The organism is Mycobacterium timonense (assembly GCF_025821985.1).
GTDB classification, from domain to species: Bacteria; Actinomycetota; Actinomycetes; order Mycobacteriales; family Mycobacteriaceae; genus Mycobacterium; species Mycobacterium avium.
In genome coordinates this window covers 38,860-53,922 of record NZ_JACKSY010000094.1, presented here as the reverse complement: position 1 = coordinate 53,922, position 15,063 = coordinate 38,860, and the positions used below count along the sequence as shown (strand labels likewise).

Here is a 15,063-nt window from a genome sequence, read left to right as displayed (position 1 = left end):
TTCTCCGACCGATGCAGCCGGCGAATCTCGGCCCAATCCTCCACAGTGATCACTCTCCAATCGAAGGGTGCTCACTTTTCGACCGGAATCACCTGCTCACTTTTCGACCGGAACCGACAGCGCCGGCGTCGTGGCACACTCAAAGAGATTGGGTCATCATGTTTGTCGACCATGATCGGCGGCAATGATCCATCAGAGACGAGCGCGTCGGCCGGCCTTCGCGCCCGTCTAGGTCCCGTCGGTTCAGCCCGAGAGCCGACGGGGCCGCCCTTTTCCCACCCTCTCGAATCCCCACCGAGCACACCGGCTCGCCGCTAGGCCTCAACAACGGCGCCGCCCGGGGCTAGCGTTCGGGCTATGCACGGGTCGAGCGGTCGGCCGATTATCGGCGCTAACCCCGACGATTTTGCTCGCATCGCCACCGGAGCAATCCTTGGGCGAAGGCAGCCGAGCACGACGATCGTCGCCACATTCCTGTCCACCCCGCCCGAGGACGACCACCACCCCTACCGGAGCGGGAAAAGCCCGCAGACCACGAGTTCCCGTCGGCCTGACGGCTCAGCGGCGCGACCGGCCGGAGACCAGGACCGCGATCGTGGCCACCATCGAGCACGCGACGGCGCAGGCCGCGCCGCCCGCGCCGACGTAGAGGCCGTATTCGGCCGACACCGGCGGATTGACGTTGAGCTTGTAGTACCACACCGTGAGCGCCACGATCAGCAGCGAAATCAGCAGCGCCGTAACGGAAGCCACCTTCACCGACAAGCCGCGGCCCATCATGGCGCCGGCCACCAGCAACGTCGAGGCCAGCAGCACGATGAGCTGCCCCGCGCCGAAGCCCCGCGGCAGTTCCAGGTTGCCGTGGGCGCCTCCGATGGCGTTCGCCCAGCCCCCGCCGTTGACCGTCGTCCGCAGCCACGGCAGCCACGCGCTGGCCGAAATCAGCACGGCGCAAAGGGCCACCAGCCAACCGGGGCGCAGTCGGCGAGTCATGGTGCGAGACTAGCCGACTGCGGCGTCGGTCCCGGCAGTGAACGTCGTCCCCAGCGTGGCGCCCGCGCTCAGCGATGACCGTTGGTGCTCGGATCCGAGCGGGCGAACACCGTGACGAAGTTCTCCAGCGACTGGTCGATGTCGCCGCGCAGCGCGGCCGCGACGATCATGCCGATGGGCCCGAACAGCGCTGGACCGCCGAGGTGCACGTCGAAGCTGACGACCGAGCCGTCCGCCTTGGGCTGCACCTTGGCCATCAGCTTGACCTTGACCCCGCCGACGCCGTCGCCGTTGAGCGTCATGCCCTCCGGTGGCTTGTAGCGCACCACCGTCCATTTGATCCGGTTGAGCATGCCCTTGACCTCGACGATCGACTCGACGACGGTGCCCTTGTCGATCTGGTCGGGCAAGGTGCTGCGCCACACCCGGTGAATGGTCAGCCACTCCTTGTACCGGGACAGGTCGGAGGCGTGCTGCCAGGCCACCTCGGGGGGCAGCGGAACATCGATGGATCCGGAAAGCTTGGCCACGGCTCAGCCCTGCTGGTCGCCAGTCTCGGTGGCGCCGGTGGCCTTCTTGGCCTGCTCCTGCACCTGGTGGATGGTGTCGGAGTACTTGCCCTGCGTCTTTTCGTCGACGAACTCGCCGGCCTTGTCGATGGCCATCTCGAACTTGTCGGCGTTCTGCGACAACAGGTCCTTGGCCTTGTCCAGGAATCCCATTACGCCCTCCCTTTTCCCCGGCATCGTACTGCCCGCCGCCGACGGAGCTGAGTTCGCTGTGCTCAGCGCCACACCTGCGGCCGCACACCCAGCATTTTGGCCCGGATCCACCAGGCGGCCTCGATCGCGGCGGCGCCCAGCACACCGATGCCCAGCGCGGACGAGGTCACCACGACATTGGACGGATCCAGCAGGAACGCCTTGCGGGCCAGCGGCAGACTGAAGATCACCACATAGGCCAGGCCCGACGCGATCACCAGCGCCACCCGCCACCACTGGTAGGGCCGGGCCACCACCGCGAGCACCCACAGCGCCGTCACCAGCAGGGTGATCAGGGCCGCGGTCGAGGCCTGATCCTGTTGCTGGAAGGTGGCGTGCCGGCCGTGATAGGCCACCAGGTACGAGGCGAAGGTGGCCGCGCCGACGATCAGGCCCGACGGCAGCGCCGAGCTGAGCACCCGTCGCACGAAGCCAGGGTGGGCGCGCTCGTTGTTGGGAGCCAGCGACAGGATGAACGACGGGATGCCGATGGTGAACCACGCCGCCACGGTGACGTGGATCGGCTGGAACGGGTACAGCAGCGGATCGGCCTTGAGCGCCTTGGCGAACAGGCACTCGAGGCCGACCAGCAGCGCCAGCAGCACGGAGTAGACCGTCTTGGTGAGGAACAGGTTGGCGACGCGTTCGATGTTGCCGATGACCCGTCGGCCCTCACCGACGACATACGGCAGGGTGGCAAACCTGTTGTCCAGCAGCACGATCTGGGCAACCGCGCGGGAGGCGGGGCTGCCGGCGCCCATCGCCACGCCGATGTCGGCATCCTTGAGCGCCAGCACGTCGTTGACGCCGTCGCCGGTCATCGCCACGGTGTGCCCGTGCGATTGCAGGGCGTGCACGATGGCGCGCTTCTGGTCGGGGCGCACCCGGCCGAAAGTGGTGTAGGTGTCCAGCATGTCCGCCAATTGCGCCGGGTCCGAAGGTAATTGGCGGGCGTCCAGCGTTTCGCCGTGCAGCCCCAGTTCACCGGCCACGGCGCCGACCGAGACGGCGTTGTCACCCGACAGCACCTTGACCGAAACACCTTGATCCGCAAAGTAATCCAAGGTCTCGCGGGCGTCGGGGCGGACCTTCTGTTCGAGCACCACCAGCGCCACCGGGGTGATCGGGCCCGGGGCGTCGGGATGGTCGACGGCCCGGTCGGCGGCACCCAGCAGCAGCACCCGCAGCCCCTGCGCCCCGAGCCGTTCGGCCTGCCCGGCCGCCGCCGAACCCGGATCGAGCAGTACGTCCGGCGCACCCATCACCCAATCGCCGTGACCGGCGAACGACACCCCGCTCCATTTGGTGGCCGACTTGAAAGGTGCAGTCGCCGTGATAGTCCAGCCGGGCGGCCGGGAATAGGTCTGGGCGATCGCGCGCATGCTCGCGTTGGGCCGCGGGTCGGCGGCGGCCAGCGCGGCCAGCACGTCGGCGATCCGATCGTGCCCGGACCCGTCCAGCTCGTCGACGCGCGCGACCCGCATCCCGCTCTCGGTCAACGTGCCCGTCTTGTCCGCACACACCACGTCGACGCGGGCGAGACCTTCGATGGCCGGCAGCTCCTGCACCAGGCACCGGCGCTGGCCCAGCCGCACCACCCCGACCGCGAAGGCCACCGACGTCAACAGCACGAGCCCTTCGGGCACCATGGGCACCAGCGCGCCCACGGTCCGCAGCACGGACTTCTGCCAGCCGGCGTGCGTGGTGAACAGCTGGGTGTAGATCGTCAACAGGCCGGCCGGCACCAGCAGGTAGGTGATGAACTGCAGGATGCGGTTGATGCCGTTGCGCAGTTCGGATTTCACCAGGGTGAACTTGCTGGCCTCCTCGGCCAGCCTGGCGGCGTAGGCCTGCGAGCCGACCCTGGTGGCCCGGTAGGCGCCGCTGCCGGCGACGACGAAACTGCCCGACATCACCGAATCGCCGACGGCCTTTGCGATCGGGTCGGCCTCGCCGGTCAGCAGCGACTCGTCGACCTCCAGGTTGGCCTCTTCCACGATCTCGCCGTCGACCACGACCTGATCGCCGGGCCCGAGTTCGATGATGTCGTCGAGCACCACCTCGTCGGGAGGCAGAGCGCGAGTGCCGGATTGCCTGCGCACCATGGGTTTTGCCTGCCCGACGATGGCCAGCTTGTCCAGCGTCTGCTTGGCCCGGATTTCCTGGACCATGCCGACGACGCTGTTGGCGATGATCAGCAGGCCGAACATGCCGTTGATCACCGAGCCGGTGGCGAGCACGATGAGCAGCAACACCCCCAGGATCGCGTTGATCCGGGTGAACACGTTGGCCCGGACGATGTCGGTGATGCTGCGCGTCGCGCGCTGCCGCACCGCGTTGCTCTGGCCGTGCGCGACCCGCTGGGCCACCTCGGCGTCGGTCAGGCCTGTGTTCATCGGGTGAACGTCCCCAGCTGGTCGGTGTCGTAGTACTCCAGGTTGAGCCTGGCCGCCGGCGAACCGGTAAACGTGGCCGTGGAAACCGTTCCGGGCGGGGCGTTTTCGCCGGCCAACGGGAAGGTGAAGGTGTCGCCGTCCCAGTGTGTGAGGGTGGCGGTCCGGTGTTGCGGCCCCATCGTCAACTGCAGGGCGCCGTCGTGCTCGGTGATTACGGCCGGACCCCAGTAGTCGTTGGCGTAGACGCCGGTGTAGTCGCGCAGCGGCCTGGCCGGCGCCGGGGCGGACGGCGGCTGCTTGCCCACCAGCGAACCCAGCGGATTGTTCAGCCAGCCAATGGCTTTCCGGTACAGGGCGGCCCAGTCCTCGCGGATCTGGCCGTACTGCACGAGGTCCATGAATTCGGCGGTCAGCGTCTCCGGGATGCCGTAGGGCGCGGCGTTGGTCAACGCGATGATCGCCAGGTCCTCCGACGGCAGCACGACGAAATTGGTGGCTGCGCCCAGATCGAAGGCGCCGGAATGGCTGTATTCGGTGCGGCCCGAGGCATCCACCGAGGTGTTGAAGCCGTATCCGTAGAATCCGGTGCGCGCCTTCGGTGTGGTCGCGGGGGCGGACACCACTTGCGGGCTCAGGGCGGGCAGCAGCCCCTCCGGCGATGCGATGTGCTGGCCGTCGTGGGTTCCGTTGTCCAGCAACATCATCAGCCAGCGGGCCATGTCGCGCACCGACGAGCTCACCCCGCCCGCCGGTGACTGGGCGTCCGGGTTTCGCTGGAAACGGGCCTGCCAGCTGTCGCCGATCTTGATGTGGTTGACCGCGCGGTTGGGCCGGGCGAGGAAGTCGGCGAACCGCGAGCTGGTCGACGTCATTCCCAACGGGCGGTAGAGCACCTCGTCGGAGAGCTCTTCCCAGGTTTTGCCGGCCGCGGCCGCCACCGCCTCGGCGGCGGCGGTGATCCCATAGTTGGTGTAGGCGTAGCTGTTTCGGAAAGGCCGCAGCGGCAGCAACCTGAGTCGCTCGCAGATCTGCCGACGGCCATAGCCCAGATCTTCGAGTTTGTCGCCCGCATGATCGGGCAGCCCGGAGCGGTGCGAGTACAGATCGCCGACGGTGACATGGCCGGTGACGTAGGGGTCGCCGAGCGCGAACCACGGCAGCGTGGAAACCACGGGCGTGTCCCACCCCACGACGTGGTCGCTGACTTCGTGTGCGACCACCGTCGCGCCCACCGATTTGGACACCGACGCCAGCTGGAAGACGGTGTCGGTGTCCACCGCGTTGTCCCGGCCCTGCCCCCTGGTCACATCCTTGACGCCGAATCCCTTGGCGTACAACACCTTCCCGCCATGCACGATGGCCACGGCCATCCCGGGGATGCCGCTGCTTCTCATCAGGTCGGCAACGAGGCCGTCCACCTTTGCCACGGCCTCGTCGATACGGCCGGCCGGGATCGCCAGGGCGGACACCTGGTTGGGCGGGACGTCGGACGGTCGCGGCGGCGCGCCGGCCGGTTGCTGCGCAAAGCCGCATCCGGTCAACCCGAGCAGCACCGCCGTCAGGACCGCCGCGCGTTTGCTCATGCGCGAACACTAACGCGGCGACGGCAGATTCAGAGCCGCCACCACGGGTCGGGTTTCTGCGGGGCCGCGGGATCGATGCGCTGACCGGGGACCGGCACCGCCACCTTCACCTTCGCCGGCTCGGCGGCGGCGAGCAGGCGCTCAACGGGTTCGGCCCACGGGTGCGGCGCCAATCGGAAGGTGCCCCAGTGGATCGGCACCAGCAGTCCGTCGTCGGTGACGTCCCGGTGTGCCCGCACCGCTTCCTCTGGGTTCATGTGGACGTCCGGCCAGGCCGTGTTGTAGGCCCCGATGGGCAGCAGGGTCAGGTCGAACGGCCCGTGCTCGGCGCCGGTCTGGGCGAAGGTCTTGGTGTAGCCGGTGTCGCCGCCGAAGTAGGCGCGATGGGTCGGGCCGGCCAACGCCCACGACGCCCACAGCGTGGTATTGCGGTCCAGGAAGCGTCCCGAGAAGTGCCGCGCCGGCACGCAGGTCACGGTCAGCTCGTCGACCTTGCCGCTCTGGTGCCAGTCGAGCTCGACGATCCGCTGCTCGGGGATCCCCCACCGGCGCAGGTGGGCGCCGACACCCAGCGGCACGAAAAACGGGGCGCGCTGGGTGCGGGCCAGCGCCCGGACGGTGTCGATGTCGAGGTGGTCGTAGTGGTCGTGGCTGATCACCACCGCATCGACGGCGGGCAGCCCTTCGAGTTGGATCGGCGGCGGATGCAGCCGTTGCGGCCCCACGATGTCGGACGGCGAACACCGCTCGCTCCACACCGGATCGGTGAGCACCCGGTACCCGTCGATTTCCAGCAGCGCCGTCGAGTGGCCGAACCAGCTGACCGCCAACCGGCTGGGGTCGGCGTCGACGACCCCCGGTGAGGCCAGCGGGATCGCCGCCGGCGGACGGCTGCCGCCCCGATTCGCAATCAGCTCCCACGCGATCAGCCGCAGCTGCTCGCGGTCCATCTTGATTTCGGAGGCGGGCTCGAGGTTGACGAAGGCGCCGTCGCGGAAGTGCGGCGAGCCGGACGTCACGGCCGCGATCGACGCGGGGTCGGCGCCCAGGGCGTTCGGGGCGCCGTGCAGGGCGCGCACCAGCCAACCGCCGGCCGCCAGCGACGCCGTCCCGGCGACCAGCCGAAGCGTCCCCCGCATGATCGTCAGGCCCCCTGGAACTTCGGCGGCCGCTTCTCTATTCGGGCGACCTGGGCTTCGATGACGTCCTGGCTGCCCCAGGCCTTGTCGAACAGTTCCTTGTGCACCGGCCAGGCCTCTTCGATGGCGCCGTCGTCGTTGAGCACCCGCTTGGCGTGCGCGATGGCCAGCGGCGCGAGGCCCGCGATCTCGGCGGCCCATGCCTGCGCGTCGGCCAGCGTCCCGATGCGGTTGGCCATCCCGGTCTGCAGCGCCACGTCGGCGGTCAGCTTCTCCGCGGCCAGCAGCATGGCCCGCGCCCGCCCGTGGCCGACCAGCGTCGACAGCCGCCGGATGCTCCAGTTGTCAAGGGCCAGGCCGTATTTCGACGTCGGGAACTGGAAGAACGCGTCCGGCGACACGACCCGCAGGTCGCATTGCATGGCCAGTTGCAGCCCGGCGCCGATGGCCGGGCCGTTGATGGCGCCGATCACCGGGATCGGCGTGGCGTCCAGCACCTTGTGCAGCTCGATCAGCCGGTCGGGGTAGTCCGCGGCGAACGCGTCGCCGCTCAGGTCGGCGCCGGCGCAGAACACCGTGCCCTGGCCGGTCAGCACGATCGCGCGGGTGGAGCCGTCGCCCGCCTTCAGCACGGCCTCCCGCAGCTCCTCGACGAGCTGGGAGTTCAGGGCGTTGCGGCGCTCGGGGCGCTGCAGCTCGATGGTCAAAACGGCTTCGGCCCGGGTAACACCGATCATGGCAGCCACCCTATATAGCCTCGTCTCGTGAGTCGTATCACGGCTGGTCAACTACGCGATGCGGTGCTGGACGAAAATTCCTTCCTCCGCTGGGACAGCGAGCCGCTGGCCGTGCCGGTCAGCGCGGCCTACGCGCAAGAGCTGGCTGACGCCCGCGCCGCGACGGGTCTCGACGAGTCGGTGCTGACCGGCGAGGGCCGCATCTTCGGTCGCCGGGTCGCGGTGGTGGTGTGCGAGTTCGGCTTTCTCGGCGGCTCGATCGGGGTGGCCGCGGCCGAACGGATCACCGCCGCGGTGCAGCGGGCGACGGCCGAGGGGCTGCCGCTGCTGGCCTCGCCGAGCTCGGGCGGCACCCGGATGCAGGAGGGCACGGTCGCGTTCCTGCAGATGGTGAAGATTGCGGCGGCCGTCCGCCTGCACAAGCAGGCGCACCTGCCCTACCTGGTTTATCTGCGCAATCCGACCACCGGCGGGGTGTTCGCGTCGTGGGGTTCGCTGGGTCATGTCACGGTCGCCGAGCCGGGCGCGCTGATCGGCTTCCTGGGCCCGCGGGTCTACCAGCAGCTCTACGGCGAGCCGTTCCCCGAGGGCGTCCAGACCGCGGAGAACCTGCAGCGGCACGGGGTGATCGACGGCGTCGTCCCGCTCGACGAGCTGCGCCGCACGCTGGACCGCGCGATGACCGTCATCGCCGACGCCCCCGAGCCGCTGGCCGCGCCGCCGCCGCCCGAGCCGATACCCGACGTCGCGGCGTGGGACTCGGTGGTCGCCTCGCGACGTCCGGACCGCCCGGGTGTGCGGCTGTTGCTGCGGCACGGCGCCACCGACCCCGTGCTGTTGTCGGGGACCGGCCAGGGCGAGGCGGCGACCACGCTGTTGGCGCTGGCCCGGTTTGCCGGCCAGCCCGTGGTGGTGCTCGGCCAGCAGCGCCTGACCGGCGGGTTGGTGGGCCCCGCGTCGCTGCGCGAGGCCCGCCGCGGCATGGCCCTGGCCGCGGAACTGCGGCTGCCGCTGGTGCTGGTGATCGACACCGCGGGGCCGGCGTTGTCGGCCGAGGCTGAACAGGGCGGGCTGGCCGGCCAGATCGCCCAGTGTCTGGCCGAGCTGGTCACCCTGGACACCCCGACGGTGTCGGTGCTGCTGGGGCAGGGCAGCGGCGGGCCGGCGCTGGCGATGGTGCCCGCCGACCGGGTGCTGGCCGCGCTGCACGGCTGGCTGGCCCCGCTGCCGCCGGAGGGCGCCAGCGCGATCGTCTTCCGCGACACCGACCACGCCGCGGAACTGGCTGCGGCACAAGGCATCCGGTCGCGCGATCTGCTGGCGTCGGGCATCGTCGACGTGATCGTGCCCGAGCATCCCGATGCCGCCGACGAGCCGGTCGAGTTCGCGCGAAGGTTGGCGCTCGCCGTCGCCGCCGAGGTGGCTGCGCTGCGCGAGATACCCGCCGACGAGCGGCTGGCCGCCCGGTTGCGGCGCTACCGGCGCGTCGGATTGCCCTGACCGTCGATAGCGCGCCTCGCCGACCGCGACACTTAAACCACGCACACGACACGCCGGGCCGGGTGTGCGTGGTTTAAGTCTCGACGAAACGCGGGCCGGCGACGAAACGCGGGCCGGCCGCCTAAGCCAACCCCAGGTAGCGCTGGATCGTCGCGGCAGCGGTTCGGCGCTGCTCGCCGGCGACGCCGCCCACGTGCACAGCCCCGCCGGCGGGCAGGGCATGAATCTTGGTATCACCGATGCCATTTCGCTCGCCGCGGCGCTGGCGCAGATCGCCCGGGGCGGGCCGGACACCGTGCTCGACGCGTACGGAGACGCCCAGCGGCAACGCGCCGAGCGGGTGCTGCGGCTCACCGGGCGCCTCACCCGCGTCGCGACGCTGCCGCGCCCGCTGCGGCCCCTGCGCAACGCCGGAATGCGTTTGGCCGCAGGCATTCCGGGCGTGCAGCGACGGCTGGCCGTCCAGTTGAGCGGCCTGGGCCACCGGTGAGCGGCGCTACGGCGTCACCAGCTGCCAATCGTCGCCCAGGCCCTGCACCTTGACCGTCTCGCCCTCGGCTTCGAGCTGCACGGTGGTGGCGCCGAGGCGCAGGTTGGTCAACGCGATCCGGCCCCACTCCGCCGGCAGGTGCGGCGTCACCGTCAGGGCGCGGTTCGGCACGTGCGGGTCGAGTCCCAGAAACGACCGCAGCAACAGCAGCGGCGCGGCACTGGCCCACGCCTGCGGCGAACACGACGTGGGATAGGGCACCGGCGAGGCGAACTGGGAACGCGGGAAGCCGCAGAACAATTCGGGCAGCCGCCCGCCGAACGCCGCTGCCGCATCGAGGAGACCCGTCGCCAGACGCTCGGCCAGAGCCAGTGCTCCCGGGATGTGCCCGTAGCGCAGCAAGCCGGACACCGTGATGGCGGTGTCGTGCGGCCACACCGAGCCGTTGTGGTAGCTCATCGGGTTGTACGCGCCCATGGTGGTGGCCAGGGTGCGCAGCCCGAATCCCGAGTCCATCTCCTCACCGGCCAACCGTTCCACGATGGCGGCCGCGTGCTCGTCGGTGGCGATGCCCGTCCACAGGCAGTGGCCGACGTTGCTCGTCAACGCGTCGACGCGGTCCTTGCGCCCGTCCAGGGCGACGGCATACCAGCCGCGGTCGGGCAGCCAGAACGCCTCGCCGAATCGGGTCCGCAACGCCTGCGCACGCTCACGAAGCTGCGCCGCCTGCGCCAATTCGCCCATGCCCTCGGCGAGTTCGGCCCGCGCGAGCAGCGCGGCGTAGACGTAGCCCTGCACCTCGCACAGCGCGATCGGCGGTTCGGCGACCCGGCCCTTGGCGTCGTTGATGCCGTTGAAGCTGTCCTTCCAGCCCTGGTTGATCAGGCCGCGGTCGGTGGCACGCCGGTATTCGACGAAACCGTCGCCGTCGCGGTCCCCGTACTGCTCTGCCCAGGCGAGCGCGGCGTCGGCCGCGGGCAGCAACGACCGGATGACCGCCTCGTCGGCGCCCCACCGCCAGCTCTCGGCGAGCAGCATGACGAACAGCGGGGTGGCGTCGGCCGTGCCGTAATAGACGCTGCCGCCCAACACGTCCGTGCTGGCCGGTCCGCGGCGGATCTCGTGCATGATGCGGCCCGGCTCCTCCTCGGTGAGGGCGTCGACGCGCCGCCCCTGCAGGGCCGCCAGCCGCTGCAGCGTGCCGATCGAGAGCCCCACGTCCAGCGGCAGGGCCATCCACGCGGTCAGCAGGCTGTCCCGGCCGAACAACGTCATGAACCACGGCGCACCGGCGGCGACGTACGGCCGGCCCCGGCCGTCGGCGTCGTGAATCAACAAGGCGCCCAAGTCACTTTCGGTCTGCCGCAACACCTGCGCCAGCCCGGCGTGGTCGGTCTCGACCGTGGTCGCGGTGTCCCGCCATCTCTCGATCTTGCGGGCCGGCGCGCTGGACTCGATGTCCTTGCCCCGCGGAATGCGGGTCCGCACCTTGCGATTCGACCACGTCGGCTGGACCATGACCTCGGTCTGCCAGCGTCCCCCCGGCGGAACCACCACCCGCCAATTCAGCGAGCCGGGCAATACGATCGGGTCGCCGCTGGCCGACACGGTCAGGCCGCGCACCTGGTCGGCGCGCCCCCGCAGCACCAGTTCCCCGTCGGCGACGTGCATGTCGGCCCCGGCCGTGGCCGCCCGCGCCACCTTCACCGCGAACAGGTCGGCGAAGTCGGCGTCGGCGTGCAGCTCCAGGGACACCACCGTGCTTTCCTTGTCGAGGTTATGCAGCGAAATGGTTTCCCGCAGCCCGTCGGCGACCAACCGCTCGCGCACGATCAACAGGGTGCTGTCGGCGAGTCCCGACCGCGGTGCCCGGCGCAGGATGAACTGGGCGGCGAACGCCTCCGTCGCCTCCACCGACAACGCCTCGGCGACTTGGCCGTCCACCCGCAGCTCCCACCGGGACAGCACCCGCGCGTCCCGGAAGAACAGGCCGTAGGAGGTGCCGACCGACACGTCGCCGTGCCGGTTGGACAGGCAGAACGTTCCGCCCTCGACCAGGGTCACGGCGTCGCCGCCGGACCCGATCTGCGCCGGCGCGCCGCCGTTGAAGGCCGTCGCCACGCTCATGCCGGTGCCTTCTGCCTGAAGTCGCAGGCGCGCCTTCCGGTTTCGATCGATTCCACCAGGCCGGTGCTGCGCATCCGGCGCGGCGCCGCCGTCGCATGCTGCAGCACGTTGCGGTAGATGGCTTCGTACGCCGAACCGAACTGTGCCACAGCGAAATTCGCGGCGACGTGGCGCCGGCATGCGTGCGGGTCCAGGGTCTGGGCCCGGACGATGGCCCCGGGCAGTTCGTCCGGGTGATCGCAGACCACGCCCGTGACCCCGTCGGCGACCACCTCCGAGACCGCGCCGCCGCGCAGGGCGACGACGGGCGTGCCACAAACCATCGCCTCGATCATCACGATGCCGAACGGCTCCTCCCACTGAATCGGGAACAGCAGGCAACGGGCGCGCGACAACAGCTTTCGCTTGCTGACCGCGTCGGCCTCGCCGAACACGTGGTCGTTGTCGGTGAGCAGCGGCCGCACGCAGTCCTCGAAGTACTCCTTTTCCGAGGGCTCACTGCATTTGCCGGCCAGTACCAGCGGGATGCCGGCCTCGTGCGCGGCCCGCAGCGCCAGGTGCGCACCCTTGTACGGCGCATACCGGCCCAAAAACAGTGCGTAGTCATGCTTTTCGGTCTCGAACGGCCACTCGTCGATGCGCAGCGCATTGTGTACGCGGCCAACCCAATTCAGCTCCGGAGCCAGCTGCCGCTGACGGTCGCTGATGGCCACCAGGCCGACGTCGCCGCTGAGCTCGCGATAGTAGGGATGCAGGTCGTCGTCGATCGGGCCGTGCACGGTGACCACCGTGGGCACGCCCAGCCCCTGGTAGATCGGGGCGTTCATCGGCCCGGCAAAGGTGTGGTCGTGCACGATGTCGACGCCGTCCTCTTTGGCGATCCGGGTGATGGCGCTGCGCACCTTCAGCGCGTGCATGATCTCGGGGTAGGGCTCGCCCAGCCGCTCGGGCACGGTCCGGTCCCACAGCGGGATGAACCTGGCCGCCGTGCCCGGTTCGCCGGCGCCGAGCAGGGTGACCTGGTGTCCGCGGGCCACCAGCATGTCGGCGAGATCGGCCACGACGGCCTCCACGCCGCCGTACCCGTCCGGCGGGACGTCGAAATACGGCGGGGCGACGAGCACGATCCGCAGCGGTCGGCCGGTTTCCGGGACATCGGTCTGCAACACGAAATCAGCGCCGCGCATTGACGTTTTCCTCCTTACGACTCCATCACACGCGTTAGCACTCCAAGCCGTCGAGTGCTAATTATGACCGTTAAAGTGTGTTCCGCCAAGGGGGTTGGGGTGTGGCGCAGTTATCAGCCGCCGGACCGTTCGCCACAATCAAGGCATGCGTGATCGCATGACGGCGACGCCGCGGGCCTGCAACCGGGAACGGGTCGCGCTGCAGGCCGTGCACTTCTTCATGGCCGACATGGAGGCCGGCATGGGCCCGTTCCTGGGCGTGCTGCTGCAAAGCCGCGGCTGGACCACGGGCGCCATCGGCGCGGCGATGACGCTGGGCGCGATCGTCGGCATGGTCACGGTGGCCCCCGCGGGTGCACTCGTCGACGCCACCCGGCACAAGCGTGGCTGCGTCATCGTCGTCGGGCTGGCCGCCGTCGCCGCCTCGGCGGTGATCCTGACCTCCCGGCAGTTCTGGACGGTCGCCACCGCGCAGGCCGTCATGTGCATCTCCGGGGCGACGATCGCCCCCGCGATGATCGGCATCACCCTCGGGGTGGTCGGCCAGGCCGCGTTCACCCGGCAGAACGGTCGCAACCAGGCCTACAACCATGCCGGCAACATGGCGGGCGCCGCCCTCGGCGGGGTGGCCGGCTGGGTGTTCGGCTACGCCGGAATCTTCTGGCTCGCTGCGGGTTTCGCGGTCGCGACCATCGCGGCGGTGCTGGCCATCCCGGGCGGCGACATCGACCACCACGTCGCCCGCGGCGAGGCGCGGGCCGCCGGCGAGGCCCCGGTCAAGGCGATGCGGGTGCTGGCGCGGTCCCGCCCGCTGCTGGTGCTCGCGGCGGCCATGGTGCTCTTCCACCTGGGCAACGCGGCGATGCTGCCGCTGTACGGCCTGGCCGTCGTCGCTACCCACGCCAACCCGTTCACCACCGTGGCCAGCACCGTCGTCGTCGCCCAGGCCGTGATGGTCCCGGCGTCGCTGCTCGCCATGAGAATCGCGGCGACGCGCGGCTATTGGCCCGCGATCCTGATCGCGCTGACCGCGCTGCCGGTCCGCGGTGTGCTCGCCGCCAGCGTCATCACCAGCTGGGGGGTGATCCCGGTGCAGGTGCTCGACGGCATCGGCGCCGGCATGCTGTCGGTGGCGGTGCCGGGCCTGGTGGCCCGCATCCTGGACGGCACCGGCCACATCAACGTCGGTCAGGGCGCCGTCATGGCCGCCCAGGGGTTGGGCGGCGCCCTCAGCCCGGTGCTGGGCGGGGCCGTCGCCCAACATCTGGGTTTCCGCGCCGCCTTCTTGTTGCTGGCCGGGCTGTCGCTGGGCGCGCTGATCATCTGGGTCACCTTCGCCCCGATGCTGCGCCGCGCGGCCCGGTTGCCCGCCGCGCCATCCGACCGGGCCGGTGCTCCTCCCACAGCCACGGCCGACAATCAGGCAAAATAGGCGGCATGGACACAGCAGCTAGCTCACCGCGGGTCTTGGTCGTCGACGACGACTCCGATGTGCTCGCGTCGCTGGAACGTGGCCTGCGACTGTCCGGATTCGAGGTGTCCACCGCGGTCGACGGCGCCGAGGCGCTGCGCAGCGCCACCGAGACACGCCCGGACGCGATCGTGCTCGACATCAACATGCCGGTGCTGGACGGCGTCAGCGTCGTCACCGCGCTGCGCGCCATGGACAACGACGTCCCCGTCTGCGTGCTGTCGGCCCGCAGCTCGGTCGACGACCGGGTGGCGGGCCTGGAGGCCGGGGCCGACGACTACCTGGTCAAGCCGTTCGTGCTGGCCGAGCTGGTCGCGCGGGTCAAGGCGCTGCTGCGCCGCCGCGGCGCCACCGCCACCTCCTCGTCGGAAACGATCACGGTGGGTCCGCTGGAGGTCGACATCCCCGGCCGCCGCGCCCGGGTCAACGGCGTGGACGTCGATTTGACCAAGCGGGAGTTCGACCTGCTGGCGGTCCTGGCCGAGCACAAGACCGCCGTGCTGTCCCGCGCACAGCTACTGGAGCTGGTGTGGGGCTATGACTTCGCCGCCGACACCAACGTCGTCGACGTGTTCATCGGATACCTGCGCCGCAAGCTCGAGGCCAACGGCGGACCCCGGCTGCTGCACACCGTCCGCGGAGTGGGATTCGTGCTGCGCATGCAGTAATCGGGTCGAGC

Annotated in this window: 13 protein-coding genes; 4 read left to right on the top strand and 9 right to left on the bottom strand. The window is 70.2% G+C overall.

Translation table 11 applies throughout. The features are described 5' to 3' along the window. Positions 1 to 558: 558 nt before the first annotated feature. From H7I87_RS20430 to H7I87_RS20400, 7 genes are all read right to left on the bottom strand, one after another. Positions 559 to 993, bottom strand: a complete 435-nt coding sequence (locus tag H7I87_RS20430; protein WP_023900194.1) for a hypothetical protein — start codon at positions 991 to 993, stop codon at positions 559 to 561. A gap of 68 nt (positions 994 to 1,061) precedes the next feature. Continuing rightward, positions 1,062 to 1,523: a type II toxin-antitoxin system Rv0910 family toxin gene (locus tag H7I87_RS20425; protein WP_003872880.1), complete on the bottom strand. Its 462-nt coding sequence runs from the start codon at positions 1,521 to 1,523 to the stop codon at positions 1,062 to 1,064. Positions 1,524 to 1,526: 3 nt separating this feature from the next. Continuing rightward, positions 1,527 to 1,715, bottom strand: a complete 189-nt coding sequence (locus tag H7I87_RS20420) for an antitoxin (RefSeq protein WP_019733774.1) — start codon at positions 1,713 to 1,715, stop codon at positions 1,527 to 1,529. Positions 1,716 to 1,777: 62 nt separating this feature from the next. Then, on the bottom strand, positions 1,778 to 4,150 hold the full coding sequence (locus H7I87_RS20415) for a cation-translocating P-type ATPase (RefSeq protein WP_033726614.1): 2,373 nt from the start codon (positions 4,148 to 4,150) through the stop codon (positions 1,778 to 1,780). Further along, a complete protein-coding gene (locus tag H7I87_RS20410) occupies positions 4,147 to 5,733 on the bottom strand; it encodes a serine hydrolase (RefSeq protein WP_033718980.1) in 1,587 nt (528 codons plus the stop codon). The genes H7I87_RS20415 and H7I87_RS20410 overlap by 4 nt, the downstream gene beginning before the upstream one ends. A gap of 29 nt (positions 5,734 to 5,762) precedes the next feature. Beyond that, positions 5,763 to 6,875: an MBL fold metallo-hydrolase gene (locus tag H7I87_RS20405; RefSeq protein WP_095764012.1), complete on the bottom strand. Its 1,113-nt coding sequence runs from the start codon at positions 6,873 to 6,875 to the stop codon at positions 5,763 to 5,765. Between the two features lie 2 nt (positions 6,876 to 6,877). Beyond that, the gene (locus H7I87_RS20400) at positions 6,878 to 7,609 is read right to left on the bottom strand and encodes an enoyl-CoA hydratase (protein ID WP_009975158.1); all 732 of its coding nucleotides are present in this window, start codon (positions 7,607 to 7,609) and stop codon (positions 6,878 to 6,880) included. A gap of 27 nt (positions 7,610 to 7,636) precedes the next feature. Between H7I87_RS20400 and H7I87_RS20395 the strand changes: the two genes are divergently transcribed. Together H7I87_RS20395 and H7I87_RS20390 are read left to right on the top strand one after the other, a co-directional pair. Beyond that, the gene (locus H7I87_RS20395) at positions 7,637 to 9,109 is read left to right on the top strand and encodes a carboxyl transferase domain-containing protein (RefSeq protein WP_003877357.1); all 1,473 of its coding nucleotides are present in this window, start codon (positions 7,637 to 7,639) and stop codon (positions 9,107 to 9,109) included. Positions 9,110 to 9,251: 142 nt separating this feature from the next. Next, the gene (locus H7I87_RS20390; RefSeq protein WP_080708745.1) at positions 9,252 to 9,599 is read left to right on the top strand and encodes an FAD-dependent monooxygenase; all 348 of its coding nucleotides are present in this window, start codon (positions 9,252 to 9,254) and stop codon (positions 9,597 to 9,599) included. A 6-nt stretch (positions 9,600 to 9,605) separates the two neighbouring features. On the opposite strand, the gene H7I87_RS20385 is transcribed toward H7I87_RS20390, so the two are convergent. Both H7I87_RS20385 and H7I87_RS20380 read right to left on the bottom strand, forming a co-directional pair. Beyond that, the gene (locus H7I87_RS20385; protein ID WP_033726610.1) at positions 9,606 to 11,726 is read right to left on the bottom strand and encodes an amylo-alpha-1,6-glucosidase; all 2,121 of its coding nucleotides are present in this window, start codon (positions 11,724 to 11,726) and stop codon (positions 9,606 to 9,608) included. Next, positions 11,723 to 12,913: a glycosyltransferase family 4 protein gene (locus H7I87_RS20380; RefSeq protein ID WP_019732560.1), complete on the bottom strand. Its 1,191-nt coding sequence runs from the start codon at positions 12,911 to 12,913 to the stop codon at positions 11,723 to 11,725. The genes H7I87_RS20385 and H7I87_RS20380 overlap by 4 nt, the downstream gene beginning before the upstream one ends. Positions 12,914 to 13,070: 157 nt before the next feature. On the opposite strand from H7I87_RS20380, the gene H7I87_RS20375 reads away from it, so the two are divergent. Beyond that, positions 13,071 to 14,345, top strand: a complete 1,275-nt coding sequence (locus tag H7I87_RS20375; protein ID WP_019732561.1) for an MFS transporter — start codon at positions 13,071 to 13,073, stop codon at positions 14,343 to 14,345. Then, positions 14,342 to 15,052: a two-component system response regulator PrrA gene (prrA, locus tag H7I87_RS20370; RefSeq protein ID WP_024637144.1), complete on the top strand. Its 711-nt coding sequence runs from the start codon at positions 14,342 to 14,344 to the stop codon at positions 15,050 to 15,052. Before H7I87_RS20375 ends, prrA begins: the two co-directional genes overlap by 4 nt. The last annotated feature ends 11 nt before the right edge of the window (positions 15,053 to 15,063 follow it).